This is a genomic window from Clostridium sp. KNHs216 (assembly GCF_006714885.1).
Taxonomy (GTDB): domain Bacteria; phylum Bacillota; class Clostridia; order Oscillospirales; family Acutalibacteraceae; genus Caproiciproducens.
Window position 1 is genome coordinate 2,676,806 of the sequence record NZ_VFMF01000001.1, and the last position, 26,821, is coordinate 2,703,626.

Sequence of the window (26,821 nt, forward strand, 5' to 3'; positions counted from 1 at the left end):
CTGCCGGAGGAAACGATATATTAAATAGAACTTAAAAACAGCGGCGAAAGGACTCGCCGCTTTCGGATTTTAGGGAGTAATCAAAATGGTGATCCAGCATAATCTCAGCGCGCTTTTCGTGCTGCGCCAGCTTTCCATCAATCAGGCGCTGTGCGATAAAAGCATCATGAGGCTTTCGTCCGGATACCGCATCAATTCCGCTGCGGACGACCCGGCGGGCCTTGCCGTGTCTGAAAAAATGCGGTCGCAGATCCGTGGCCTGCAGGCGGCGCAGCAGAACACGCAGGACGGCATCAGCATGATTCAGACCGCGGAAGGAAACCTGAACGAGACCCAGTCCATCCTGAGCCGGATGATGGAGCTCGCGGTGCAGTCCTCCAACGGGACTTATCAGAACGACACGGACCGAAAAAATTCCGGCAAGGAATTTGAGGCGCTGAAAAAAGAAATTGACCGGATTGCAAAAACCACCGATTTTAACGGGACCAAGCTGCTTAACGGCAGCCTGGCCGAAATAACCGACCCCTCCGATCCCGCGTTTGGGAAGGACGGCATCACGCTGCAGATCGGGGCTGAAAATTCGGAGGACAGCAAATATACCGTCCATATCCCCGATATGGGGACGAAAGGGCTGGGCTTGGACGGAGCCTCCATTGACACGCAGGAGGACGCGCAGAAAGCCATTGACCTTATCAAAAAGGCGGCCGATGCGGTCGCCGGAGCGCGCGGAAGTCTGGGCGCCGCCCAGAACGGGCTGGAGCGTCATCTGAGCTGCCTTTCCACGATGGAGGACAATCTGACGGCGGCGGAAAGCCGTATCCGCGACGTGGATATGGCGCGGGAAATGACGGAGCTGGTGCGGCACAATATTCTGGTCCAGGCGGGCATGGCGATGCTGGCGCAGGCGAACCTGCAGCCGCAGCGGATTTTAAAGCTGCTGGAAGACAGTCTGCCGAAAAACAATCAATAGGAACCGACAAAGAGGAGCCGATAAAGAAAGCATCGGAGCGGAAATTTCCGCTCCGATGCTTTCTCCGTATTATGACGGTCTTTGGTTTTTATCCCAGTAGATATCCACACGGTCCCCGTCCGCCAGCATCTGAAGATAGGCCGCGTCCTGACCGTTGACGTGCAGAATAATATTCCCCTGCGGCTTGGACAGATCGAAATCCACCAGATTGAGCATGTCGATCAGGCGGTAGGGCGTTTTGTCCTGCTTTGTTTTCAGGGCAAGGGGCGCGCCGTTCAGGGTAATATGAGTGACCGTTTGGACCGGCGGTTCTTCGTCCTCCTGCGGTTCACCGCTTTGCGGCGGTTCGGCGGCGGGCAGTGGCGTATCGGGCCGTGCGGCAACAGGAGCGTATTCGATCCGGTCTTCCGCGGAAAGCAGGCTGTCGGGGTCGGCAGGCTGTCCGTTGATCAGATACGGGCGGGTTTCGTCCTCCCCCGCGAAGACGAGAAGCTCCCGCAGCGTGTTGATCGGGAAGGTCTGGATCCGGTCCCGCATGCTGAGCGGATCATCCGGCCCGGCGGGCTGTCCGTTGACAACGGCGCGGGTCCCCGCGGTCATTTCCGAACCATTGAAAAACACCCTGCGCGTTTCCTGCGGACCGACCACCTCACCGAGCAGCGGGTGCGCGTCTTCGCCCGCCACGGCGGGCTCGAAGTCAATGCTGTCCCCGGCTTTGATCATAGCGGCGATGTTGCTTTCCGCGCCGTTCAGAAGGATGCGCGCCGCGGCTGGATGCCCGCCGTAGACGACTTTCTTTTCCCCGTTCAGCTCCACGATCATGCTCTGCCCGGAACGGCTGATGAGCTGATTGTAGCTGAACCCGTTCATCAGAAGCACGTCCAGAATGGAAAGCCTGCCGCTGCGGAAAAGCTTCGCGCGGCTGCCGTTCAGGGTGATGGAGAAGCTGTCGTTGATGAGGTTGAGAGCCGCGGAAACGGCGATGCCCAGCGGGGTCGCGTATTCCGGCCCGGCTACGTCCTCCTCCGAAGCGGCCACGTGCACCATAAAGTTGCTTCCGCCGATGGCCACACGGGTCAGGGGCAGGTCGAGGCATTCCGCCACGCATTCGCACATGCCGGGCAGCTTGCTGCCGCCGCCCACCAGAAAGACCGCCGACGGGGGGCCACCGTTGGCCTGTACGATCCTCTGGGAGATTTCCTCACAGAGCGCGCGCTTGACCGGCTCGGTTTTATTGCGGATTTCCTCCGGCGTGACCGTATGTTCAAATCCCAGAATATCCGTGAAGACGATATTCCGTTCCCCGTTCATTTTCAGCTTGATTTCTTCCGCGGCGTTAAAGTCCACCAGATACATCTTCATGATCGCCTCGGTGACCTCGTCGCCAGCCACGGTCGCCATAGTGTAGCCCACGACGCCGCCGTCGCGGGACACGGCAATGTCCGAGGTGCCCGCGCCGATGTCCACCAGCGCAAGGTTCAGCAGGCGCAGCTTCTGCGGGATGGCCGCGTTCATGGCCGCGATCGGTTCCAGCGTCAGGCTGGAAACCTCCAGCCCGGTCTTATGCATGGTGGTATACAGGCTGTCCACTACCTCGCGGGGGAGGAAGGTGGCGATCACTTCCACACCGATGCTCTGCCCGCGGTGCTCCAGAAGGTTGGAAATGGGGTAGCGGTCCAGCGTGTACTGAATCACGGAATAGCCGACAAGGTAAAAGACGGACTGGTTCTCGTCGGCGGTCTCGGGGTTGAACTGCCGCTCTGCCGCTTCGATCGCCCCCGCCTCCAGACGGCAGATCAGCTCCTCGTCGATCACCTGCGACTGCTTGAGCGCTAGTTCGTGGGAGGCCTTCTGCGTTTTCAGCGCGCGTCCGGCCGCCGCGACGCAGACGTGACGCAGGGAATAGCCGATCCGCTTTTCCAGCCGGTCCTTGACCTGCTTTGCCACCCGGCTTACCTGCTCGATATCTTCAATCTGGCCGTCGATCATGGCGCGTTTCGGATGTTCGACCTGCTCCACGGCGGAGATACGCAGCTTTTCCTTCTCCAGGGTCCCTACAATGCCGATCACGCTTCTTGTCCCGATGTCGAGTGCGAACACATAATCTTCCACCGCGTCGTCCGCGGGCTTTTTCAGAAGATCGGGCTGTTTTCCAGTTTGCATAGGTATGGCCTCCGCTTCGCAGAAATTCGTCTGTTTATGACAATGTTTTCCATTTGATTTTACTACAGATTACCGGCAATTGCAATCGGGACGGTCATTTGTCAAACTGGAGTAGTCTTTCCAGTTTTTTCGGGTCGGTAATGGTGATGCCGCCGCGGGAGAGGGAAACCATCCCCTCGCTCTGGAAATATTTCAGCATGCGGGTCACGACCTCGCGCGCGGAACCCATGTTTTTCGCAATGGTTTCGTGCGTGATGCTGAACGTGCTGCTGCCGGCAATCGCGGACTGCTCCAGCAGAAAGTTGGCCAGACGGCGGTCAAAGCTCATGAAAAGCACCTGCTCCATCACCCACATCACGTCGGAGAAGCGGGAGGAAATCAGCTGGCTCGTAAAGTTTGAAACCGCCAGACAGGTCTGATTCAGTTCGTTGTATACCGCCGTGGGAATCAGCAGGATCCGGGAGTCCTCCGCCGCTTCAATATAGATGTCGAAGCTGATATTCTTCAGCATGCAGGAGGCCGAAAAAATACAGATATCCCGTTCAAAAAGACGGTAAATGGTGATTTCCTTTCCCGAGTCGGAAAGGATAAAGGCGCGCAGATGCCCGCTGAGCACCAGAATCAGACCCATGCAGTCCTGTGCGCCGTCGTGCAGCCGCTGGTCCTTCCTGTAGGAAGAACTGGAAACCGACTGCTCCAGAAGGGTTTGCTGCCTTTGCGTCAGCTGATTCCAAAAAGGGAACGCCTCCCTCATAAATGCGAGCTCTTTCTGTGTAACGGCCATCCCGACTGCCTCCCTGAGTCAGCCGCACCGGGCGGCTGATATTTCTTTTTGGGTTTATTATACTACAGAAAGGCAAAAGAAAAAAGCCCCGCATCACGGATGCGGGGCTTTTGGATTTGTTTTATTGGACCATGCTCAGAATGGATTCCTTGCTTTTGGTGCCGACGGAGGAAGTCACGATTTTTCCGTCCTTCATCACCACCAGTGTCGGGATGCTCATAACGCCGAACTGAGAGGCGAGCTCCGGCTCCTCGTCCACATTTACCTTGCCTACCTTTAAGGTGGCGGAAGCCTCTTCGGCAATCTCATCCACTATGGGCGATACCATGCGGCAGGGGCCGCACCACGGGGCCCAGAAATCAATAAGTATGGTCTTATCGGCGTTGACCGCCTCCTGCGTAAAATTGTCTTTTGTTAAAGTTACCACTGCCATATTCATTCTCCTTTGTCCATGTTTAAGAATAGTTTTCTCCGTTTGTATCCCTATTATATACCGGAAATCGAATTTTTTCCGTGACTATATCACGTTTTGGCGAAAAAAGTTATTTTTTGCGGCTGCGCAGATATTGAATGGCGCTGGTCGCGGCTCTGGCGCCGTCGTAGACCGCTTTGGAAATCTGGTACATGCCGCCGGTGCAGTCGCCCGCCGCGTAAAGGCCGGGAATGTTCGTCTGCATGCGGTCGTTTACCACAATGCGGCCGTTTTCGGTTTCGGCGCCCATGGTCCGGGCGAAATCCGTGCTGGAAGCTACGCCCAAAGCAACAAACACCCCGCTGAGCGGCTGGGTGGAGCCGTCGCGGAAAGCGATGGATTCCAAAACGCTGTCGCCCCTGAGCGCTTCTATTTCCTTTTTGTTCACGGAAATCTGTTCGGGGAATTCCGCGGAAGGTTCACGCCCGTTGGTCAGCACCGTGACCGAACCGACGACCGGCAGAAGTTCCGCCGCCTCGTGCAGGGCGTAGTCGCCGTCCCCCAGAACGGCAACGGCTTTTCCGCGGTAGAAAAACGCGTCGCAGACGGCGCAATAACTGACGCCTTTTCCCTCAAATTTGCTCAGACCCTCGATTCTGGGCGATTTTCTGGAAGCGCCCGTCGCAAGGATGACGCAGGGGGCTTTGTAGGAGCCCTGTTTTGACTGGACGGTAAACTCGCCGTCGTAGCTGATTCCCAGAACCTCGTCGCTGACGATGGAAACACCAAGCCTTTCGGCCTGGTCGATTCCGTTGCGGACCAGCTGTTCTCCGGAAATAGGGGTGGGAAAGCCGTAATAATTTTCGATTTCCCCCGCTTTTGATAAAGCTCCGCTGTCGCGCCCGATTACCATGGTGTCCAGCCCGGCGCGTGCCGTATAGGCCGCTGAAGAGATTCCGGCGGGACCGTTTCCCAAGATGATTATATCGGCCATCGTTTCACCCTCTCTGGTTGATTGTTTTATTATATGCCGTAAATGAGATTTATTCTGTGACATGGTCACATCCGGGCTTTCTTCCGCTGTGTGATTTAGTCACGGAATCCTATCTTCCCTCATGATATCATAAAACTGTAAAAAATTACACTACAATATTTGCAATTTTTCAAATTGAATTCCGATTTTACAGCACTTCCATTTCAGCTTGCGAGACAAAACGCGTTTCTCCCCGCCGAAGGCGGGGAGAAACGCAACCCTGTTGCAGAATTAACTGGAAATGCTGTTAGTTTCCTCTTTGAGGGAGCCGGAAGGCAAAGCCTGCCTTAAGGGTTTTATAGAAGCCGGACAGGGGCGGCGCACGAAAAAAGTTCATTTTTGAAAACAGGCATTCATAAGCTTTATATGATTAGAAAGGCGGAGATATAATGAAGGTACTGATTGTCGGCGGTGTTGCGGGCGGCGCAGGCGCGGCTACCAGGCTGCGCAGACAGAGCGAGGAAGCCAAAATCATCCTGTTTGAGAAGGGAGAGTACATTTCCTACGCAAACTGCGGTCTTCCCTACTATATCGGGGGAACGATCAGGGACAGGGAAAAGCTGATCGTCACGCAGCCGGAGCTGCTTCGCAGGCGCTTTGGCATCGATGTGCGTACAAAGAGCGAGGTCGTGAAAATTGACCGTGAAAAAAAGACGGTGACCGTACAAAATCACGCGGACGGCAGCACCTACGAGGAAAGCTATGATAAACTGATTCTTTCGCCTGGCGCGGTGCCGAAGCGCCCCAACCTGCCCGGAATCGACAGCGAGGGAATCTTTACGCTGCGCACGGTGCCGGATACGCTTCAGATCGACGCCTATATTAAGGAAAAGCACGCAAAGTCGGCCGTTGTGGTCGGCGCGGGCTTTATCGGGGTGGAAATGGCGGAAAATCTGAAGGAACGCGGCCTTGACGTCACGATTGTTGAATTCTTGGATCAGGCCATCGCCTCCCTCGACCCGGAAATGGCGGCCATTCTGCACCGCCATATGAGAGAAAACGGAATCAAATTACTATTCGGTACGGGCGTGCAGGGCTTTGAAAAAACCGGAAGCCTGAAAGTCAAGCTGACCGGAGACAGGGAACTGGAGGCCGATCTGGTCATCCTGAGCATCGGCGTTGCGCCGGACAGCCGCCTTGCCAAAGAAGCCGGTCTGGAGCTTGGCGTCGGCGGAAGCATCCTGACCGACGATACCTTTGCCACCTCCGACCCGGATATTTACGCGGTCGGCGACGCCATTTCCGTTCGACAGATCGTGACCGGGGACCGAACGCTGGTTCCTCTTGCCGGGCCCGCCAACAAGCAGGGACGGCTCGCCGGGGACAATGTTCTGGGGCAGAGGGTCACAAGGGACGGCGGCGTACAGGGCAGCGCGGTGCTGAAGGTGTTCGACATGACCGCCGCCTCCACCGGGCTGAACGAGAAACAGCTGAAAGCACAGGAGATTCCGTATCAGAAAACCTATATCCATCCGTCGAGCCACGCGGGGTACTATCCCGGCTCCTCACAGATCAGCATGAAGCTGCTGTTCGCGCCGGACGGCAAAATCCTCGGCGCACAGGCGGTCGGTTACGAGGGAGTGGATAAACGCATCGACGTGCTTGCCACCGCGCTTCGTCTGGGCGGAACGGTCTACGATCTTGAAAAGCTGGAGCTCTCTTACGCGCCGCCTTATTCCTCCGCGAAGGACCCGGTGAACATGCTGGGCTTTACGGCGGCCAATATTCTGCGCGGAGACGTAAAAGTGTTCCACTATGACGAGGTGGATGCGCTGGACCGTGAAAAAGTCACCCTGCTGGACGTCAGGACGCCCGACGAAATGAAAATGGGTACGCTCGACGGCGCAATCGGAATTCCTCTGGACAGTCTGCGTGAGCGGATGAGCGAGCTGCCGAAAGACAAACCGGTGTATGCGTTCTGCCAGGTGGGCCTGCGCGGATACCTTGCAGCAAGGATTCTGGTGCAGAACGGCTACGACGTCTATAACCTCAGCGGCGGATACAAGACTTACATCACCGCCAAAGGGGACAGGGAAAGTCCGACGGGCGCCGACTGTGTCGGCGTAAAAAAAAACAGTAGCGGCGGAGAAGAGATAAAATCGGCGTGCTGCCGGGACGCGGAAATGCTGGAGGTGGACGCCTGCGGTCTGCAGTGCCCCGGCCCGATCATGAAAGCCGCGGAAGGAATCAAAAGCATCCGTGACGGGGACTGTCTGACGATCCGCGCGACCGACCCGGCGTTTGCTTCGGACATCAGCGTCTGGTGCGAAAGGACGGGGAACCTGCTGCTCGGCGTGCAGCGCGAGGGAGCGACCTACAGCGTCAGAATCCAGAAGGGCGCGCAGGCCCCCGCCGTTCCGGCCCAGAGCGGGAACGACAAGAGCATGGTGGTGTTCAGCGGCGACCTCGACAAGGCGCTGGCGGCGCTGATCATCGCCAACGGAGCGGCCTCCATGGGCCGGAAGGTCACGATGTTCTTCACCTTCTGGGGATTGAATATCCTGCGGAGAAGTGAGAAGGTAGCTGTGAAAAAGAATTTCATAGAAAGCATGTTCGGCAGGATGATGCCGCGCGGAAGCAAAAAGCTGGGCCTTTCCAAAATGAATATGATGGGGATGGGCTCCAAAATGATCCGCGGGGTCATGAAGAGCAAAAACGTTTCTTCGCTGGAGGAGCTTCTCCGCTCCGCCATGGACGGCGGGGTAAGGATCGTGGCCTGCCAGATGTCCATGGATATTATGGGAATCAAGCCTGAAGAACTGATCGACGGGGTGGAAATCTCGGGGGTCGCCACCTTCCTCGGCTCCGCCGAGCAGTCGGACACCAATCTGTTTATCTGACAAAAATCCGGGCTTCGGAGCAGTCTTTCCAGGGGTTCGGTCATATTGCACAAGAAACGGCGCTTTGAGTTGGGCTAATCAGCCTGATCCAAAGCGCTTTTTATGCAGATTGCTGAAATCCGCTTTACAAAAAGTGGCACTCCGTTTCAGGCTTTATCCATTGACAAAGCCGGTCGGACGGTGTAAGATATACACAGAAAATTGAATACAAAAGCATGGAGATTTTTGAGTAATGCTGAATTAACAATACTGTTGATTCGCATTGCTCTTTTTTTATTGCTTTTATGGAAAAATGAAGGTATGGAAAGGGTGTCTCTTATGTATGATGTAGCAATTATCGGCTGCGGTGTCATCGGAGCGGCAACAGCGTACGAGCTTTCGCGCTACGACCTGAAAATCGCCGTTCTGGAAAAGGAAAACGACGTTGCCGACGGCACAACCAAGGCGAACAGCGCCATTGTCCACGCGGGGTATGATCCGGAGCCCGGCACGGCGATGGCCCGTCTCAATGTTCTGGGCAACGCCATGATTGAAGAGATTGCGAAAAAACTGAAGGTTCCCTATCAGAAATGCGGGTCGCTGGTGCTGGGATTCAACGAGGACGACCTGCACGTGATCTACCGGCTGTACAGGCAGGGCGTGGTAAACGGCGTGCCGGGCATCCGGGTCCTGAACGCAAGGGAGACCCTTGAAATGGAACCGAATTTAAGCAAGGAGATCAAGGGCGCCCTGTACGCGCCGTCCGGCGCGGTTGTCAGCCCGTGGGAGCTGTGCATCGCCATGGCGGACACCGCGAAGCGCAACGGCGCGGATTTCTTCCTCAACAGCAAAGTCGACCGGATCGAGCGCACGGGGACGGCGTACCGCCTGTTCTGCGGCGACCAGGTGGTTGAAGCGGCCCGAGTGGTCAACGCGGCGGGACTCCATTCCGACGACGTCCACAATCTGGTGGCGGAGAAACCGGAGTTCAGAATTATCCCGAGCAAGGGCCAGTATTATCTGTTGGATAAAAGTCAGGGAAATCTGGTCAGCAAGGTGATTTTCCAGTGTCCCAGCAAGGTGGGAAAGGGCGTTCTGGTTTCCCCGACGGTGCACGGCAACCTGATTGTCGGGCCGGACGCGGTCGGCGTTGAGAACGACGACGACGTTTCCACCACCCAGGGCGGGCTTGATTTTGTCCGTGAAACGGCGGTCAGGTCGGTGCCGGGCGTCAATTTCAGGGAGTCCATCCGCAATTTTGCGGGCGTCCGCGCACAAAGCGAGCGTTCGGACTTTATCATTGAGGAATCCAAATCCGCCAGAGGCTTCATCAACCTGGCCGGGATCAAATCGCCGGGCCTGACCAGCGCCCCGGCCATTGCGCTCGACTGTATCAAGCTTCTGGAAAGAACGGGCGTTTATCTGAAAGAAAAGGAAGATTTTATAGACGAAAGGCGGAAGGTGAACTTCAAATCCCTGTCCCCGAAGGAGAAGGCGGAGCTGATCGAGGAAAATCCGCTTTACGGCCGGGTGATCTGCCGCTGCGAGACGATCACGGAGGGCGAGATTGTGGATGCCATCCACAGCCCGATCACCCCGCGCACCGTCGACGCGGTCAAGAAGAGATGCAACGCCGGCATGGGGCGCTGTCAGGGCGGCTTCTGCGGCCCGCGCGTGCAGGAGATTCTCGCAAGGGAGCTGGGCCTTCCGCTGGAAGAAGTGCTTCTGAATAAAAAGGGTACTTATATTCTGACCGGAGAGACCAAAAAGGGAGGAGTACAGCAATGATAACGGAAGCTTATGATTTGGTTGTCGTCGGCGGAGGGCCCGCGGGGCTCGCGGCCGCTCTGGAGGGTTATCACAACGGCGCGGAAAGCGTCCTGATTCTGGAGCGCGACAAGGAGCTGGGCGGTATCCTCAACCAGTGCATCCACAACGGGTTCGGGCTCCATTACTTTAAAGAGGAGCTGACCGGCCCCGAATATGCACAGCGGTTTGTTGAAATGCTGCGGGACACCAACGTACAGGTCAAACTGGACACCATGGTGCTGGAAATTACGCGCGGCAAGCAGATTCACTGTGTGAACAGCAAAGACGGCTACATGATTATTCAGGCGAAAGCGATCGTGCTGGCAATGGGCTGCAGGGAAAGGACCCGCGGCGCCATTGCGATTCCGGGCGACCGCCCGGCGGGCATTTTCACCGCCGGGACCGCGCAGCGCTACGTCAATATGGAAGGCTATATGGTCGGCAAAAGGGTGATCATCCTTGGCTCTGGCGATATCGGCCTGATTATGGCGCGCCGCATGACGCTGGAGGGCGCGAAGGTGCTCGCGTGCGTGGAGCTGATGCCCTACTCCAACGGGCTGAACCGCAACATTGTGCAGTGCCTGAAGGATTACGACATTCCGCTTTACCTCTCCCATACCATTACGGATATTCAGGGCGACGGAAGAGTGGAAAAGGTCGTCGTGTCCAAGGTGGACGAAAACAGAAAGCCGATTCCGGGAACGGAAATGACCTTCGACTGCGACACGGTCCTGCTTTCCGTCGGACTGATCCCGGAAAACGAACTGTCCAAGTCCGCGGGACTGGCCATGGACCGGCGCACCAGCGGCCCGGTGGTGTTTGAAAATATGGAAACCTCCATGCAGGGGATTTTCGCCTGCGGCAACGTGGTGCATGTGCATGACCTGGTGGACTTCGTAACGGCGGAAAGCCAGCGGGCGGGCCGCGCCGCGGGAAAATATATCGCAAACGGGGAGCCGAAAGCCGAAAGCCTTCTCGAGGTGCAGAACGGCAGCTGTGTCAACTACACGGTCCCGCAGAAAATCCGCACGGAAAATCTGGATAAGGCGGCGGAAATTTTCTTCCGCGTCAACAATGTTTATCAGGATGTAGTAATTAAGGTGACACACGGCGAAAAGGAAATCGCGCGGTTTAAAAGGGAGCACATGGCGCCGGGCGAAATGGAAAAGATCACGGTCCCGAAGGCGCTTCTGGAAAATGCCGCGGGTGCGCTGACCGTAGCGGTCGGTAAGGAGGAAACAGCATGACTGAACTGATTTGTATCGTATGCCCCAAGGGCTGCCATTTGAAGGTGGATGAGCAGAACGGCTGCGCGGTGACCGGCAACGGCTGCAAAAGGGGCGAGGTTTACGGTAAAAAAGAGCTGACCGATCCGACAAGGGTGGTTCCTTCCACGGTGAAGATCAGAGGCGGTTCCCACCGCCGCCTGCCGGTAAAGACCAGCGAGCCGATTCCCAAGGCGATGATTTTCAACGCAATGAAGCTGTTGGATACCGTCGAGGTGACCGCTCCCGTCAAGCGCGGCGATGTGGTTTATAAGGATATTTTAGGAACGGGAATTGATTTCGTCGCCACAAGAGATATGTAAAAGAAAACAGAAAATACGCCCTGAAACGGACCAACAAACCGTCTCAGGGCGTATCTTTATGCACTTTTATATCTGGTCCCAGACCCTTGTGCTGGTGGAAGAGATCGCATCCGCGCCGGCCCCAAGGGCGGCGACCACGTCCTCTTTGTCCACCACCAGACCTCCGGCAATGATCGGGACGTTTACGATTTTCTGAATGGAACGAAGCACCTTCGGAATGCACCCCGGCATAATTTCAATGCAGTCCGGGCTGCACAGGCTCACCTGCCTGGAAACATTGTGAAAGGACATGGAATCGATCAGGAAAAAGCGGTGGATGGTGTACAGGCCCCTTGAGTTCCCGGCCTTGATCATAGACGCCCGGGTGCTGATAATACCGTCGGCGCCCGTCGTTTCCTTGATAAAATCGATCACGACGTCTTTGGTCGACGTGCCTTCGATCAGATCGACGTGGACAAAGGCGCATTTGCCCTCCTGCTTGACACGGTGGACAATATTCGCAATACTGCACAGGCTCCCGTAAAGAATAAACACCACTTTACACCTGGAATGAAGAACGTTTTCCAGCCCTTCGTCGCTGTTGATCGCCGCGATGATCGGGTTGTCGCTGAGCAGATTCAAAATGTCCTCTTTCATGGCAGCCTCCAATACAGGGGAAAATGAATATTTTATGACTACAGTATACCGCATTCATTCAGGAAAGCAAAGATATTTTTGATAAATCTGCATTTTATTTCATTTTTTCCGCTTGTGCGACCGCCTGTTTGTAAACCGTATCGTAGGGAACGCCGTGCTTTTCGGCGGCGGCGCGTACGTCGGCGTATTCGGGCTTATATTTGAGGATGTCTCCGCCGCTGCTCACCTTGATGCGTACGGGGCCGTAGGCGGTCTCCGCCGTACGGAAGGAAGAGGTCAGGATGGTGCGCATGCAGCCGGTTTCGCGGACCCCCAGCGTGGTGGTGTGCAAAAGCATCAGCCGCGCCATTTTATCCCTGTCGTCCGGTCTGCACAGGCAGGTCAGCAGAGTGGACGGGCGGTTTTTCTTCATGAAGATCGGCGCGGTGAAAACGTCCAGAGCGCCCGCGGAAAGCAGCAGCTCCGTCGCGAACCCGACCGCCTCCGGCGTCATATCGTCCAGATTGCAGCTCAGCTGTGCGATTTCGTCGCGGTTATCTTCGCTTTCCGCCCAGAAGGCGCGCACGCAGTTTGCCGCCGCAAAGTCCTTGACGCCCATCCCGCAGCCGATCCTGTCCACCGTCATCGGCGGCATCGGGCCGAACCGGGAAACGAAATGCTTCAGCAGAGCGGCGCCGGTCGGGGTGCAAAGCTCCCCGCGGATTTCCCCGCTGTAAATGGGCACCCCGCGTAAAATTGCCGCGGTGGCCGGCGCGGGAACGGGCAGAATCCCATGCGCGCAGCGCACAAAGCCGCTGCCGACGTGGACCGGCGACGCGGTGACCGAGTCCGGCCCCAGCAGATGGAACAGCAGACAGCAGCCCACGACGTCCACGACAGCGTCCAGAGAGCCGACTTCATGGAAATGAATCTGCTCAACGGGAACGCCGTGTACGCCGGACTCCGCATCTCCGAGCAGGGAATAAACGGCGAGGGCGTCCTTTTTGACCGGTTCCGGAACCGGCATCTCCGAAATCATGCTTTTCAGCGCTTCATAGCCGATATGGCTGTGGGTGTGCGCCTGCGCGTCTTCGTGACTGTGTTCATCATGATCGTGCGTGTGGCTGTGTCCGTGATCGTGCTCATGCTCATGACCGTCATGACTGTGAACGTGTTCAGGGTGAGTAGAGTCTTCCGCATTACTGTGGGAATGCAGCTCATCGGGACTCACGTCCTGTGCGGTTTCTTCTTCACCGTGGATGATCACGTCGATGTGGCTTCCATTGATGCCGCATTTCTGCGAAGGGACGCACCGGACCGAAACGCCGTCCAGCCCGAGCGAGTTCATTTGCCTGAGAAAGCCTTCCTTATCCGGATAAAGCTCCAGCAGGGCCGCCATCAGCATATCCCCGGCGGCGCCCATATTGCATTCGAGATACAGCTTTTTCATTGGGGAGTCCCTCCCATATGGTTGATCATGCTGGCGAGGTACCCCGCGCCGAAGCCGTTGTCGATATTCACCACGCTTACGCCGCTGGCGCAGGAGTTCAGCATGGAAAGCAGGGCGGAAAGGCCGTTGAAGTTTGCCCCGTAACCGATGCTGGTCGGTACGGCGATGACCGGGCAGTCCACAAGCCCGCCGATCACGCTTGCCAGCGCCCCTTCCATTCCGGCGATAGCAACGACAACGTTCGCGTCCATCAGGATATCCAGCTTGGAAAGCAGGCGGTGCAGGCCCGCCACGCCCACGTCGTACAGACGGGCGACCTTGTTGCCCAGCACCTCCGCGGTCAGGGCCGCTTCCTCGGCGACGGGCATGTCGCTGGTGCCGCCGGTCGCCACCGCAATCGTGCCGGAAGCGGTCATTTCGCTTTTGCGGCCCACGATCCCGATTTTGGACATGGGGTCGTAGGTGAGGGCGATTTTTTCACCCACCCTTTCCGCGGATTCGGCGGAAAGGCGGGTAATCAGGATGTTTTCCCCGCCGCGCGCCCGCATGGCCGAGGCGATGCCCAGAATCTGTTCCGGCGTTTTCCCGCTGCCGTAGATCACCTCCGGGATGCCCTGACGCAGCCCCCGGTGAAGGTCGATTTTGGCGTATCCCAAGTCTTCAAAGGGACTCATCTTCAGCTTCAGAACGGCCTCCTCCGGGGAAAGCGTTCCGTTTTTTACTTTTTGCAGCAGTTCCAGCGTTTTTTGCTGTTCCATATTTGTCAACCTCTCCTTTATACTCTGGGCGTCAGGTCGAGCAATACCCCGTTAAAATACGGGGAAAGAGCCTGATTCAGCTCGTTTTTCTTTTCAATTGCCATTGGAAACTGGTTTTCCGGAAGCTGGATTTTCGCCGCGCCGTGGAAAAGCCGGATCCTGAAATCGGTAAAGCCCATGGCGAACATGACGTTTTCTCCCTGCTCCACTTTTTTCAGCATGTCCTCCGTAATGGCCGTGCCAGTGGGAATTCTGGTGGCAAGGCAGGCGTAAGAGGGCTTTTCGGAAGTGAACAGCCCGGCTTCCCGGGAAAGACGGCGGATATCGTCCTTGGTCAGACCGCATTCGCGCAGGGGTGAGCGTACGTCCAGCTCCTGCAGGGCGCGCATGCCCGGCCGTCCTTCAAAGCTGTCGGAGGCATTGGTGCCGTCCATCAGAAGGGTACAGCCGTCCTGCGCCGCCAGTTTCCTGAGCTGCGTGAACAGGGTGGTTTTGCAGTAGTAGCAGCGCAGGGCGTCGTTGGCAGCCACCTGCGGATTTTCAAGAGCGTCGAATTCCGCCAGGGTAAAGGGAACGTTTAACTGCTCCGCCAGACGGCGCGCGTCGTCCAGCTCAAACTGGGGCTGAAAAGCCGACTTGATAAAATAGGCGTGGACGTCGCAGCCGTACTGTTTTGCCGCGTACAGCAGATAAGAGGAATCCACTCCTCCGGAAAAGGCGAGCGCAGCGCGCGGATTCTGTGTAAAGAATGTTTTCAAGTCCATCGATCATAACTCCTGATTAAAAAGAATAAAGGCTCACAGTACTGTGAGCCTTCTGGCAAAGCGCACAGCTGCTGCCGCGCGCTGATAATTCATGATCCTGTTTTCCGTTACTCCGGGCGACATGCTTCTGCATATCGATATTAATTTTTATTTTACAATATAAATAGGCTTTTGTCAATGCCTGACCCTCCCCGCAGCCTTTGAAATCCATCCTTTTCCAAGAGGATTTTTAATGAGAAAAGATACCCGGTGCCGGGACTGATTGACGGAAAAAGATACTTGTGCTATCATCTTAAATAGAATCTGGGGACGGAGGATTTCAATGAAGATTATCGTGATTGACGGCCAGGGCGGCGGGATTGGCCGCAGCATCGTGGAAAGGCTGAAAGCAGAGCTTCCGGGCGCCGAGCTCATCGCGGTGGGGACCAACGCCCTTGCAACCTCGGCAATGCTGAGAGCTGGGGCCGACGCCGGTGCTACCGGCGAAAATGCGGCAGTATACAACTGCGCGCACGCGGATATTATCGCCGGGCCTATGGGGATTATTCTCGCGAACGCGATGCTGGGGGAAATTTCGCCCGCAATCGCACAGGCCGTTTCCGGCAGCAAAGCGGAAAAGGTGCTGGTGCCCGTGTCCGCCTGTCATGTGTACGTGGCGGGGGTGGAAGAAAAGCCCATGTCCAAATATATCGAGATTGCGGTGGCCTCGATCAGAAAAATCTGCGAGGCATGACCCCGCGCAATTTCTGGCTGTTTCCATTGACTTTGGCGCGAATTATGTTATAATAACCTTTGGCTAAACATCCGCCCGTAGCGAAGCTGGATATCGCAGCAGATTCCGATTCTGAAGGCCGGGGGTTCGAATCCCTCCGGGCGGGCCAAAAACAAGGACAGGGCTTTTGCCCTGTCCTTGTTTTTCGTCTGTCACGAGGCGAAAACCCCGGTGCAGAGGTAAAATTCTAAGCAGCAATGCAGCAATCATTTTATGCAGGAGTCTCTGTATGAAAGTTTTTTAATGACGATTTCGGAGAGCACCGCCGTAGGCGCGAAAGACGCGCTGCGTCCGGAACGCGGGTAAAGCGTGCCAACCCCCGAATCCCTCCGGGCGGGCCAAGGCTATCAGTCTAAAATGAATGCAAAAGTGTATTGCTTTAGCCCGATTATTTATTTTATAATAATATCAGGCCAAATATCTATTTCAATTTCAGATGATCTATTATTATGCCTATTGACATTGAGAGGAGTTTACGATGAAAACGAAAGACCAAATCCTTGAGTTTATTGGAAAACAAAAAGTTGCGTTTATTGCGTCTGTTGATGAAGATGGCTTTCCCAATATCAAAGCCATGCTTATGCCGCGCAAAATAGAAGAAAATTTATTTTATTTCACCACGAACACATCTTCCCTGCGTGTGAGCCAATATCAGCAAAACGAAAAAGCCAGTATTTATTTTTTCAATAAAGGCCGCTTTCGCTATGAAGGCGTCATGTTGATTGGAACAATGGAAGTGCTGGAAGACTCTCAAACAAAACAGGATATTTGGCGGACCGGAGATACGATGTTTTACAAAAAGGGTGTAACAGATCCAGACTACTGTGTGCTGAGATTTACAGCGATTAAAGGGCGATATTATTGCGATTTAAAAACAGAAAGTTTTCAATTATAGTTTCATTATGAACATAACGCAAGCCTATAAAACATCGACTTGCCTCTGTCTTGCTCGGCGGCTTTTGCATAGAAAACTTTGCGAAAAGATTGACAAGAAAACTTGTTAGAGGTATACTGTGTCAAAGACAATAAAACTTGTCATAATAACAATATTACTGGGAGGGCTTATCGTGAATAAAGAGGAAATTTTGAAAAAAAGCCGCGAGCAGCAAGAAGATGAAGGAACCGTTACAAACATTCTGTGCATTGGAGCATGAAAAACGAATTGATTCTAAAAAACCGGCTGAAAGTTGCCCGCGCGGAAAAGAACCTGTCACAAGCGGATTTGGCTGAATTGGTCGGCGTTTCCAGAAACACAATCAGCTCTATTGAAACAGGTCAATTCAATCCAACGGCAAAACTCGCGCTGATTCTCTGTATTGCATTGGATAAGAAGTTTGAAGATCTGTTCTATTTCGAGTAATACCAAGGGCGTAAGATGAAGTTTACGGAGGATGCCTTGTTGACAAAAATCAGGCAACTATATATGATAGATACTTGATGGAGATAGATGATGACTGAACAACAGATGTGGAACCAGTATAAGAAAGTGAATCCGAATGCCAAATCCTATGATGCATGGTCATTTGGAGGGAATACGCCCGAAATGTCGGATGTACTGGCTGATCTTGTATTAAAAGGCACAAAAACCGCGACGGCCAGCGCATATCCCGCTTACATAAAAGAAGAGTCCCCGCTGCCGCCCGTTGGGGGATACAATTTAATTTTAAATACCACAGACGGGGCGGTTTGTGTAACCAGAACAACGAGGGTCTACACAACGCCGTTCAATCAGGTAACAGCCGAACACGCGTATAAAGAGGGGGAATGTGACCGTACTCTTGCCTCTTGGAAAAAGTGTCATTCCGAGTTTTTTACATTGGAACTGAAAAAAATCGGTCAGGAATTTACAGAAGAAATGCTCGTGGTTTGCGAAGAGTTTGAAGTCGTTTATCCGACCAAATAAACGTGTTGTGAGGCGCACAATTCCCTGTGATCGATCCGGTTAGGCGGAGAGCGGAAGCGGTTTTTCATCAGTGGGATTTTATAAATGATATATACAGCGTTAATACAATAGGAGAGATGATTGTGAATGTTCTTGTAGTGGGCTGCGGCAGGCTGGGAACCCGTCTGGCGGGACTGCTCGATGAGCACGGCCATGACGTCGCCGTGATTGATTCCAATCCGGATACGTTCCGGAATTTGAGCGAAGACTTCAGCGGGATCACGGTTACCGGCATGCCGATGGATATGACGGTGCTGCAAAACGCCGGAGTGGAAAGCTGTGACGCAGTTGCCGTGGTCACTCCCGACGATAATCTGAACATTACGGTGTCACAGATTGTGCGTGAGTTTTTCGGCGTACAGAACGTGGTTGCGCGTATTTCCGACCCAGCCCGTGAAAATGTATTTGAGCGGTTCGGTCTGAAAACCGTCTGCCCGACCAATCTGGCGGGCGATTCTATTTTTACCGCGCTGACGCAGCCGCTCGCTTCCAAAAATGTGTCTTTCGAGAGTGCGACGGCGACTTTTCACTGCCGCGCCGTGGATAAGACGCATGAAGGCATTTCTGTTGCCGCTGCGCCAAAGGATATTGGAGAGACCGTTTTCGGGGTCCTTCACCGTAACGGTACGCTGGAGCTGTATTCTTCTGATCGCAGAATCATTCTTACCGAAGGGGACAAGGTCATTTTTGCAAAGGTGATCGACTGATTGATTTCGGCCATGCCGAATTTGGAGGATATTGGGAAGATATGAGAATTGTAATTGTGGGCGGCGGCAAGCTGGGACATCAGATTGCCAGAAATATGCTCGAGAGAAAATACAGCGTGAAGCTGATTGAAAAAGATAAGCTCAAATGTATGCGCCTCGCCAATGAGCTGGACGTGGAAGTGATTTGCGGCGACGGCACGGAAATTGAGGTGCTGGATGAAGCCGGTACAAAAAACGCCGACTGCGTGATTGCGGTTACGGGCAGCGATCAGGACAATCTTGTTGCCTCGCAGCTGGCCAGAAAAGAATTTAAGGCGGCAAAAGTCATTGCGCGGGCGAACGACCCCCGCAATCTGGCGGCCTTGCGCAAACTGGGCGCGGATATTGCCGTCAGCAGCACGGAAATTATCACCAACCTGATTGAGCAGGAAGTGGACGTCTCAAAGATGCATCTGCTTGCAACGCTGAATAAGGGGAAGGCCGGAATCTGTGCCATTACCCTTCCGCGCGACACCGCTTTGGACGGCGTGCAGCTGAAGGATATCACCCTACCGCAGGGTTCGCTGATTATCTCCGTGGTACGCGGGGATTCCATGATGATTCCAAACGGGTTTACGGTTATTCGCGCCAATGACGAAATCGTCGCCGTCTGTGAGAATAAAAGCCAGAAGGAACTGATGAGGATTCTAGGCGCCCAAGAGGAATAAATACTAAAAATCCCACCGCGAGAAACGCGGTGGGATTTTATCATTCTCGGCCTCTTCGGCTTTGCCGGGGAGGCCGCTGCTATCGCCGAAGTATCAGCCCACAATGACTTTCCCTTCCGGCAAAATCGCGCCTGCGCTGCGGTGTCCTCTGTGAAGAGTCAGCGCAAGCCCAAGGGAAACAGGGCCGACACGGCCGATATACATAGTAAGACTTACCGTCAGCTTGGAAATCCAGCTTAAAGTCTGTGTGACACCCGCGGTAAGCCCCACGGTGCCAAAACCGGACGTCGCCTCAAAAAGGGCGTCGACGCCGTTGACATCCGGGTCCGCGGTCAAAATAATGCCTGTGGCAACAAACAGGACCATAGCCGCGCCGGAAAGAATCGACAGCGCGCGGTAAACCGTAGACTGGTCTATCCGGCGTTTGAGCAGGGTGGTTTCTTCATTTCCGCGCATGACGCTGACGACCGTAGCCAGCAGCACGATAAAGGTGGTTGTCTTAATACCGCCGCCGGTCCCTGCCGGGGAGGCGCCGATAAACATCAGGATAACCGTGATGATTTTCGTAAAATCGTGTTCCTTTGCAATGTCTACCGTACAGAAGCCCGCGGTGCGCGCGCTGATGGACTGAAAAAGGGAAGCGTTCAGCTTTGTTCCGAAATCCATGCCTGCGAGCGTATTGTCGTATTCGCAGACCAGAAAAAGCACGGTACCGGACACAATCAGAATCGCCGTCATGATCAGTACCAGCGTGGAGTGAAAATGCAGATGGGCCGGTTTTTCCTTATGAATCCGGGGAAGAAGCTTCGCATTGTAAATATCGCTGATTACCACAAAGCCCAGCCCGCCGATCACGATCAGCCCGCCGACTGTCAGGCAGACCAGAGGGTCTCCGACGTAGGGAATCAGGTTGCCGTCCTTCATCAAAAAGCCCAGGATATCGAATCCGGCGTTGCAGTAGGCGGAAATCGCCGTAAACGCCGCAATCCAAATTCCTTTTGCCCCAAACTGAGGAACGAAACGGAACGTCAGCAGCACCGTCCCGGTCATCTCGCAGAAAAATGTAAAGAAAAGAATGATCTTGATCAGATGCTTTATGTTAATCGTGTCGCCGCTCGTATTTTCTGTTGCCAGCTGCAGGTCCCGCAGCCCGATTTTTCGGCGGACCAGTATGGAAAAGCCGGTGGTGAAGGTGATAACGCCCAGCCCGCCGATCTGAATCAGCAGAATGATGATGATCTGGCCAAGCAGATTCCAGTGTGTCCATGTGTCAAATGCGACCAGACCTGTGACACAGGTCGCCGAGGTCGCGGTAAACAGCGAATCAATAAACCCGGTCGGCAGACCGCTGCGTGAAGCCATCGGCAGCGTGAGCAGGACTGCGCCCACAAGAATGACAATGGCAAAGCTCACCACAATCAGCCTGACCGGCGGCACGCTCCTCAGCCGCTTTTTCACACAGAACTGTTCTTCCCCCATTGCAAGTTCCACCCCAAAATCAGAATATTTTTTTCTTTTTCCCTACCTTCTGCAAGGCCGCAGCCAAGGGAAGTCCCAGACCGTAGCAGATCACCAGCTCTCCGGCTCCTACCGAAAGGGCAGCCGCCCAGAACCCGGCCCACGAGAAGCCTTCCGTGGACAAAATGGCGATCTCAAGCCCGATAATCACCGCGTTGAACAAAACCGGCGGCAGCGGGGCCAGAAAGGGAATGTTTTTGATCCGGATGTTTCTGACCATCCTCGTGCAGACTGCCGCCAAAAGAGTCGCCAGAGTTCCGAACACCATATCCGCCGCGCCGTAGCCGCTCCAGATATTGGAGAGCAGACAGCCGACCGCAAGCCCAGGAACGGCCGCCGGAGTAAAGACCGGCAGAATGGTGAGCGCTTCCGAAAATCGGAACTGCACCGGGCCGTAGGCTAAGTTCGCCAGGGCCGCAAGAAGGGTCAAAACCATGTAGATGGCGCCGATCATAGCGCCCTGCGCAAGATACTGCGCACGCTGAGACTGATTTTTCATTTTTAGATTCCTCCGTAGTTTTATTTAAGGTCAGGATTTTGCGACTGACCATACCGGACAGGCTGTGTCCGATAACTACAATACCATACTACAAAATGGCGATGAAAGCAACTCGTTTCCGCAAATATCCGGCATCACGGCGCAAGAAAAGAGAGCCTGTGCCGAAGCAGCAGACTCTCTGTTTTTTCTGTTATTCGTCTTTCGCCGGAGTGTCGCCGTCGTCCGGTTCCGGCAGCACCTCGATCAGGATTTTGGAAATGCGGCGGTCCTCGACCTCCTGAACGGTCAGCGTCAGGTTTTGGACCTGTACGACGGGGTGTTCGCCCGGTTTTGGAATCCTTCCCAGCATCTCCACCACCAGGCCGGCAATGGTGTCGTAGTCCCCCTCGGGAAGTTCGATTCCCACCAGATCGGAAATTTCATCGATGTCGGTCCCGCCGTCCACAGTAAACTTGTGATCGTCCACCCTATGTATTTCCTCTTCCTCGTGGTCGTATTCGTCCTGAATGTCGCCGACAATGGATTCCAGCAGGTCCTCCATGGTAATAATCCCCTCTGTCCCGCCGTATTCGTCAATAATAATCGCGATCTGGGTCCTGCGCTCGGCCATCTCAGTAAGCAGCTGGCTGCAGCGTTTGCTCTCCGGCACAAAGTACGCGGGGCGCATCAGGTCGGTAATCCTGATCTTTTCATCCAGTTCGCTGCCGACATACTGGAGCAGGTCCTTCACATAAATCACACCGAGAACATTGTCCAGATCCTCGTGGTAAACGGGGATACGGGAGTGTCCGTCAGCAATGGAAAGATTCACGACGTCCTGTATGGAGGCGGTGTCCTCCACGGCGTCCACCTCGGTACGGTGGGTCATGATTTCGCTCGCGGTGATGTCGCTGAAATCGAAAATATTGGAAATCATATCCTTGGCGGTTTCGCCGATGACGCCCTTCTCCTCGCCCGCGTCGACCATCATCAGGATTTCCTCCTCCGTGACGGTTTCCTCCGAGGCGTTGGGATCAAAGCCCAGCATCTTCAGAACGACGTTGGTGGAAAAGGAAAGGAAGGAAATAAACGGCCGGAAAGCAGTGGAAGTGCCGTTCAGGATGCCGATGAATTTGAAGGACAGCTCTTCCGCGCGCTGCATGGCGATTTTTTTCGGGACCAGCTCGCCCAGCACGAGCGAGAAATAGGACAGCAGCACGGTAATCAATACCGTGGATACGCCGTAGACGACGCCGGTGGGTAAGGGCAGAAAGGCAAGCTGTTTTGCAAGCTTGCCGGCAAAGCTTTGGGAAGCCGAAGCAGAGGTCAGAAATCCGCTCAGTGTCACGCCGACCTGGATGGTCGCGAGAAAGCGGCTGGAATTCTCCGTCAGCTTCAGTACCTTGACGGCTTTTTTATTACCGTCCTCCGCCATCTTTTTCAGCTTGTTGTCGTTGAGGGTAATCACTGCGATTTCACTCGCGGCAAAGAAAGCGTTTACCAAAATCAGGACAAACAGCAGCAGAATGGATAAAAATTCATTTGGCTCCTGTTCAGCAGCGGCGGGCAGCGCGCTCAGTAAATGGAAAAATGAGCCGTCAGGTTCGGGTGACATGAATTGTTTTTCCCCTTTCGGAAATAAAATATAATAATATTATTGTATATTATTATTCATACTAATGTCAAACAGTTTATGGAGTATCTGCGCATTTGTGCGCACGAGCAAAGTAAAGAGGCAGAGGTGTGGCCGGGCAAAGCCGCTTCACAGGGTGGAATCGCCGCCAAAATGAACGAATTCAGGATAAATTTTTTCAAATTTTATTGGGAATGTAAATTCTATGGTCAATTCTGCAAAATTTCTTTACATATCTTATAAAAGATGATAAAATTTAGACAAGGTGCAGTATGTTGGCGCCTATAGCAAATAGATTATCCTTAAAAGGAGGAAAATAATTATAATGGATTCAAGAAAGATGAAAACTATGGATGGCAACAACGCTGCCGCACATGTGTCTTATGCGTTTACAGATGTTGCTGCTATCTACCCCATCACCCCGTCGTCCGTTATGGCAGATGAAACGGACAAATATGCCGCGGCCGGCAGAAAAAATCTTTTCGGCAGGGAAGTCAGGGTTACCGAGATGCAGTCCGAAGCGGGCGCCGCAGGCGCAGTGCACGGTTCGCTGGCAGCAGGCGCGCTGACCACTACTTACACTGCTTCTCAGGGACTTCTCCTGATGATCCCGAACATGTACAAGATGGCCGGCGAATTCCTTCCGAGCGTCATCCACTGTTCGGCACGTTCCCTGTCGACCCACGCACTTTGCATTTTTGGCGATCATTCCGACATTTATGCATGCCGTCAGACCGGTTACGCAATGCTCTGCTCCAACAGCCCGCAAGAGGTTATGGATCTGGGCGCAGTCGCCCATCTTTCCGCCATTAAGGGCCGCGTACCGTTCCTGCACTTCTTCGACGGCTTCCGTACTTCCCATGAAGTACAGAAGATCCACATGTGGGATTACGCCGATCTGAGCGAGATGCTCGACTGGGACTCTGTGGAGTCCTTCCGCCGCAACGCGATGAATCCGGAGCATCCGGTTACGCGCGGCACGGCTCAGAACGACGACTTCTTCTTCCAGGCAAGTGAAGCCGGCAACAAATTCTATGATGTTCTTCCGGATGTTGTTGTCGACTATATGAATAAAGTCAACGAGAAAATCGGCACCGATTACAAGCCGTTCAACTACTACGGCGCACCGGATGCCGAAAGGGTTATCATTGCAATGGGTTCCGTCTGCGAAGCGGCGGAGGAAGTTGTGGATTACCTGAACGCAGCCGGCGACAAGGTCGGTCTGGTCAAGGTCAGACTGTACAGACCGTTCGTTGCGAAATATATGCTCGACGTCCTGCCGAAGACGGTCAGGAAGATTTCCGTGCTCGACAGAACAAGAGAGCCGGGCTCCATCGGCGAGCCGCTGTTCCTGGATGTTCTTGCCGCGGTCAACGGCACGGAATTCGGTTCTGTTCCGATTTACACCGGCCGCTACGGCCTCGGCTCCAAGGACACCACCCCGGGCCAGATCGTCGCCGTATACCGCAACATGGAAACCGACACCCCGAAGAAGCGTTTCACCATCGGCATCATCGATGATGTTACCCATCTTTCCCTCGACATTAAGGAAACTCCGGACACGACCCCGAAGGGCACGCACTCCTGCAAATTCTGGGGCCTTGGCGCGGACGGCACCGTCGGCGCAAACAAGAACTCCATTAAGATTATCGGTGACCACACCGACATGTACGCTCAGGGCTATTTCGCCTACGACTCCAAGAAGTCCGGCGGCCTGACCGTTTCCCATCTGCGTTTCGGCAGCAAACCGATCAAGTCCACCTACTATATCAGCCAGGCCGACTTCGTCGCCTGCCATAAGCCCTCCTATGTCGACGAGTACGACATGGTACAGGACCTGAAGCCGGGCGGAAGCTTCCTTCTGAACTGCCAGTGGGATCTGGAAGAGCTTGACAAGAGACTGCCGGGCAAAATGAAGAAATTCATTGCCGACAACAATATCAACTTCTACACCATCGACGGTATCAAGCTTGGTAAAGAGATCGGCCTCGGCGGCCGCATCAACACCATCCTCCAGTCCGCATTCTTCAAGATCGCGAACATCATTCCTTCCGAACAGGCGATCCAGTATATGAAGGACGCCGCCCTGCATTCCTACGCGAAGAAGGGCCAGAAGATCGTCGATATGAACTATGCCGCTATTGAGCGCGGCGCGACCGATTTCGTCAAGGTTGAAGTTCCGGCATCCTGGAAGAACAGCACGGACGACACCCAGGCGCACGTCTTTACGGACGGCAGACCGGAAACGCTGGAGTATGTCAACAACGTCATGGTTCCCGCAAACAAATACAAGGGCAATCAGCTTCCCGTATCCGCCTTTGTCAAGATGGCCGACGGCACTGTGCCGGCCGGTTCCTCCGCTTACGAGAAGCGCGGCATCGCCATTGATATTCCCGAGTGGCATCCGGAAAACTGTATCCAGTGTACCTTCTGCTCCTATGTCTGCCCGCACGGCGTTATCCGCCCGGTCGCTATGACTGCGGAAGAGGCCGCCGCGGCGCCTGCAAGCCAGAAGACCAAGGATATGACCGGTATGCCCGGCATGAAATATGCGATCACCATTTCCTCCTATGACTGCACCGGCTGCGGCTCCTGCGCATCCGTCTGCCCGGGCATGAAGGGTGAAAAGGCACTGGTCATGAAGCCGATGGAAACACAGCTTGAGAGCCAGAAGGGCTTTGATTACGGCCTTACCCTTGACGAGAAGCCGGAAGTCATCGAGAAGTTTAAGCCTACCTCCATCAAGGGCAGCCAGTTCAAGCAGCCTCTGCTTGAGTTCTCCGGCGCGTGCGCGGGCTGCGGTGAAACACCGTATGCAAAGCTCGTCACACAGCTCTTCGGCGACAGAATGTATATTGCCAACGCGACAGGCTGCTCCTCCATCTGGGGCGGTTCCGCACCGGCCACACCGTATACCGTCAACAAGAAGGGATACGGCCCCGCGTGGAACAACTCCCTGTTCGAGGACAACGCGGAGTTCGGCTTCGGCATGACTCTTGCCCAGAACGCGATCCGCGGCAGACTCGCCGAGTATGTTGAAAATATCGAAGCTTCCGAAGCGGCTTCCGCTTCCCTGAAGGAAGCCTGCAAGAATTACCTTGCGACCAAGGAAGACAGCAACCTGAACCGCGCCGCGGCAGACGCTCTGATTGCGGAGCTCGAAAAAGCTGCAAACGGCAGCGACGATGTTGCAAAGCTTGCGAAGAAAACGCTTGTTGACAAAGACTACCTCGCCAAGAAATCCATGTGGATCTTCGGCGGCGACGGCTGGGCTTATGATATCGGCTTCGGCGGTGTTGACCATGTTCTCGCTTCCGGTGAGAATGTCAACATTCTCGTATTCGACACCGAGGTTTACTCCAATACGGGCGGCCAGGCTTCCAAGTCCACCCCGATCGGTTCCGTCGCTCAGTTTGCGGCAACCGGTAAGGCGACAAAGAAGAAGGACCTTGCCGCTATCGCAATGACCTATGGTTATGTTTACGTGGCCCGCGTCGCAATGGGCGCAGACTACAACCAGACCATCAAGGCGATTTCGGAAGCTGAAAGCTACAACGGACCTTCCATCGTCATTGCTTACGCTCCCTGTATCAACCATGGCATCAAGGGCGGCATGAGCATCTCCCAGATGGAAGAGAAGAAGGCGGTTGAAGCCGGCTATTGGACCAACTTCCGCTATGATCCGCGTCTTGCGGAGCAGGGCAAGAATCCGTTCCATCTCGACAGCAAGGCTCCTACAGCCAGCTATCGTGACTTCATCATGGGCGAGGTTCGTTACAACTCCCTGACCCGTGCATTCCCGGAGCGCGCAGAGGTTCTGTTCCAGAAGGCTGAAAAGGTTGCGGCCGAAAACTACGAGCACCTTGTCAAACTCTCCAAAATGGAATAATCTTTCTTGA

Annotated in this window: 23 protein-coding genes and 1 tRNA gene; 13 read left to right on the forward strand and 11 right to left on the reverse strand. The window is 54.6% G+C overall.

Annotation, left to right across the window (positions count from 1 at the left end):
- Positions 1 to 85: 85 nt before the first annotated feature.
- Positions 86 to 970 carry a flagellin gene (locus LY85_RS12930; RefSeq protein ID WP_141826977.1) on the forward strand — a complete coding sequence of 295 codons (885 nt, stop codon included), beginning with the start codon at positions 86 to 88 and terminating at the stop codon, positions 968 to 970.
- A gap of 69 nt (positions 971 to 1,039) precedes the next feature.
- On the opposite strand, the gene LY85_RS12935 is transcribed toward LY85_RS12930, so the two are convergent.
- From LY85_RS12935 to LY85_RS12950, 4 genes are all read right to left on the reverse strand, one after another.
- Positions 1,040 to 3,133: a cell division protein FtsA gene (locus LY85_RS12935; RefSeq protein WP_141826978.1), complete on the reverse strand. Its 2,094-nt coding sequence runs from the start codon at positions 3,131 to 3,133 to the stop codon at positions 1,040 to 1,042.
- A gap of 94 nt (positions 3,134 to 3,227) precedes the next feature.
- Complete coding sequence (locus LY85_RS12940) at positions 3,228 to 3,917, reverse strand: Crp/Fnr family transcriptional regulator (protein ID WP_141826979.1); 690 nt, start codon at positions 3,915 to 3,917, stop codon at positions 3,228 to 3,230.
- 121 nt (positions 3,918 to 4,038) lie between these two features.
- The gene (gene trxA, locus LY85_RS12945) at positions 4,039 to 4,356 is read right to left on the reverse strand and encodes a thioredoxin (protein WP_141826980.1); all 318 of its coding nucleotides are present in this window, start codon (positions 4,354 to 4,356) and stop codon (positions 4,039 to 4,041) included.
- Between the two features lie 103 nt (positions 4,357 to 4,459).
- Positions 4,460 to 5,323, reverse strand: a complete 864-nt coding sequence (locus LY85_RS12950; RefSeq protein ID WP_141826981.1) for an NAD(P)/FAD-dependent oxidoreductase — start codon at positions 5,321 to 5,323, stop codon at positions 4,460 to 4,462.
- Positions 5,324 to 5,751: 428 nt separating this feature from the next.
- Here LY85_RS12950 and LY85_RS12955 point away from each other — a divergent pair, with 428 nt between their 5' ends.
- The 4 genes from LY85_RS12955 (at position 5,752) to LY85_RS12970 (ending at position 11,578) form a co-directional block, all read left to right on the forward strand.
- The gene (locus tag LY85_RS12955; protein WP_141826982.1) at positions 5,752 to 8,202 is read left to right on the forward strand and encodes an FAD-dependent oxidoreductase; all 2,451 of its coding nucleotides are present in this window, start codon (positions 5,752 to 5,754) and stop codon (positions 8,200 to 8,202) included.
- Between the two features lie 318 nt (positions 8,203 to 8,520).
- A complete protein-coding gene (locus tag LY85_RS12960; RefSeq protein ID WP_141826983.1) occupies positions 8,521 to 9,969 on the forward strand; it encodes an NAD(P)/FAD-dependent oxidoreductase in 1,449 nt (482 codons plus the stop codon).
- Positions 9,966 to 11,237: an FAD-dependent oxidoreductase gene (locus tag LY85_RS12965; protein WP_038322046.1), complete on the forward strand. Its 1,272-nt coding sequence runs from the start codon at positions 9,966 to 9,968 to the stop codon at positions 11,235 to 11,237. The genes LY85_RS12960 and LY85_RS12965 overlap by 4 nt, the downstream gene beginning before the upstream one ends.
- Positions 11,234 to 11,578, forward strand: coding sequence for a DUF1667 domain-containing protein (locus LY85_RS12970; protein WP_141826984.1), 345 nt, complete (start codon positions 11,234 to 11,236; stop codon positions 11,576 to 11,578). The genes LY85_RS12965 and LY85_RS12970 overlap by 4 nt, the downstream gene beginning before the upstream one ends.
- 66 nt (positions 11,579 to 11,644) lie before the next feature.
- Here the strand turns inward: LY85_RS12970 and LY85_RS12975 are convergent, their stop codons facing one another.
- The 4 genes from LY85_RS12975 to larE form a co-directional block, all read right to left on the reverse strand.
- Positions 11,645 to 12,214, reverse strand: coding sequence for a glycerol-3-phosphate responsive antiterminator (locus LY85_RS12975; protein ID WP_141826985.1), 570 nt, complete (start codon positions 12,212 to 12,214; stop codon positions 11,645 to 11,647).
- A 94-nt stretch (positions 12,215 to 12,308) separates the two neighbouring features.
- Positions 12,309 to 13,643 carry a nickel pincer cofactor biosynthesis protein LarC gene (gene larC / locus LY85_RS12980; RefSeq protein WP_141826986.1) on the reverse strand — a complete coding sequence of 445 codons (1,335 nt, stop codon included), beginning with the start codon at positions 13,641 to 13,643 and terminating at the stop codon, positions 12,309 to 12,311.
- Positions 13,640 to 14,401, reverse strand: coding sequence for a nickel pincer cofactor biosynthesis protein LarB (gene larB, locus LY85_RS12985; protein ID WP_141826987.1), 762 nt, complete (start codon positions 14,399 to 14,401; stop codon positions 13,640 to 13,642). Before larB ends, larC begins: the two co-directional genes overlap by 4 nt.
- Positions 14,402 to 14,418: 17 nt before the next feature.
- Entirely contained in the window at positions 14,419 to 15,165 is a 747-nt protein-coding gene (gene larE, locus LY85_RS12990) for an ATP-dependent sacrificial sulfur transferase LarE (protein WP_141826988.1), read from the reverse strand.
- Between the two features lie 322 nt (positions 15,166 to 15,487).
- Here larE and LY85_RS12995 point away from each other — a divergent pair, with 322 nt between their 5' ends.
- The 7 genes from LY85_RS12995 (at position 15,488) to LY85_RS13025 (ending at position 19,293) form a co-directional block, all read left to right on the forward strand.
- A complete protein-coding gene (locus tag LY85_RS12995) occupies positions 15,488 to 15,898 on the forward strand; it encodes a DUF3842 family protein (protein ID WP_141826989.1) in 411 nt (136 codons plus the stop codon).
- Positions 15,899 to 15,969: 71 nt separating this feature from the next.
- Positions 15,970 to 16,046, forward strand: a tRNA-Arg gene (locus LY85_RS13000).
- Between the two features lie 369 nt (positions 16,047 to 16,415).
- Positions 16,416 to 16,832 carry a pyridoxamine 5'-phosphate oxidase family protein gene (locus LY85_RS13005; RefSeq protein WP_038322023.1) on the forward strand — a complete coding sequence of 139 codons (417 nt, stop codon included), beginning with the start codon at positions 16,416 to 16,418 and terminating at the stop codon, positions 16,830 to 16,832.
- Between the two features lie 255 nt (positions 16,833 to 17,087).
- Positions 17,088 to 17,297 (forward strand): helix-turn-helix transcriptional regulator, encoded by a 210-nt coding sequence (locus tag LY85_RS13010; protein WP_141826990.1) that lies wholly within the window; start codon positions 17,088 to 17,090, stop codon positions 17,295 to 17,297.
- 90 nt (positions 17,298 to 17,387) lie between these two features.
- Entirely contained in the window at positions 17,388 to 17,840 is a 453-nt protein-coding gene (locus LY85_RS13015; RefSeq protein WP_141828103.1) for an ASCH domain-containing protein, read from the forward strand.
- A gap of 116 nt (positions 17,841 to 17,956) precedes the next feature.
- A complete protein-coding gene (locus LY85_RS13020) occupies positions 17,957 to 18,586 on the forward strand; it encodes a TrkA family potassium uptake protein (RefSeq protein WP_243122556.1) in 630 nt (209 codons plus the stop codon).
- A 41-nt stretch (positions 18,587 to 18,627) separates the two neighbouring features.
- Positions 18,628 to 19,293 carry a TrkA family potassium uptake protein gene (locus LY85_RS13025; protein ID WP_141826992.1) on the forward strand — a complete coding sequence of 222 codons (666 nt, stop codon included), beginning with the start codon at positions 18,628 to 18,630 and terminating at the stop codon, positions 19,291 to 19,293.
- Between the two features lie 93 nt (positions 19,294 to 19,386).
- Here LY85_RS13025 and LY85_RS13030 read toward each other — a convergent pair whose 3' ends face one another.
- The 3 genes from LY85_RS13030 to LY85_RS13040 all read right to left on the reverse strand — a co-directional run bounded on the left by LY85_RS13030 (position 19,387) and on the right by LY85_RS13040 (position 22,904).
- Positions 19,387 to 20,772 (reverse strand): potassium transporter TrkG, encoded by a 1,386-nt coding sequence (locus LY85_RS13030; RefSeq protein ID WP_141826993.1) that lies wholly within the window; start codon positions 20,770 to 20,772, stop codon positions 19,387 to 19,389.
- A 19-nt stretch (positions 20,773 to 20,791) separates the two neighbouring features.
- Positions 20,792 to 21,310, reverse strand: a complete 519-nt coding sequence (locus LY85_RS13035) for a QueT transporter family protein (RefSeq protein ID WP_141826994.1) — start codon at positions 21,308 to 21,310, stop codon at positions 20,792 to 20,794.
- 190 nt (positions 21,311 to 21,500) lie between these two features.
- Positions 21,501 to 22,904: a hemolysin family protein gene (locus tag LY85_RS13040; protein ID WP_243122557.1), complete on the reverse strand. Its 1,404-nt coding sequence runs from the start codon at positions 22,902 to 22,904 to the stop codon at positions 21,501 to 21,503.
- Between the two features lie 343 nt (positions 22,905 to 23,247).
- On the opposite strand from LY85_RS13040, the gene nifJ reads away from it, so the two are divergent.
- The gene (gene nifJ / locus LY85_RS13045; protein ID WP_141826995.1) at positions 23,248 to 26,811 is read left to right on the forward strand and encodes a pyruvate:ferredoxin (flavodoxin) oxidoreductase; all 3,564 of its coding nucleotides are present in this window, start codon (positions 23,248 to 23,250) and stop codon (positions 26,809 to 26,811) included.
- The last annotated feature ends 10 nt before the right edge of the window (positions 26,812 to 26,821 follow it).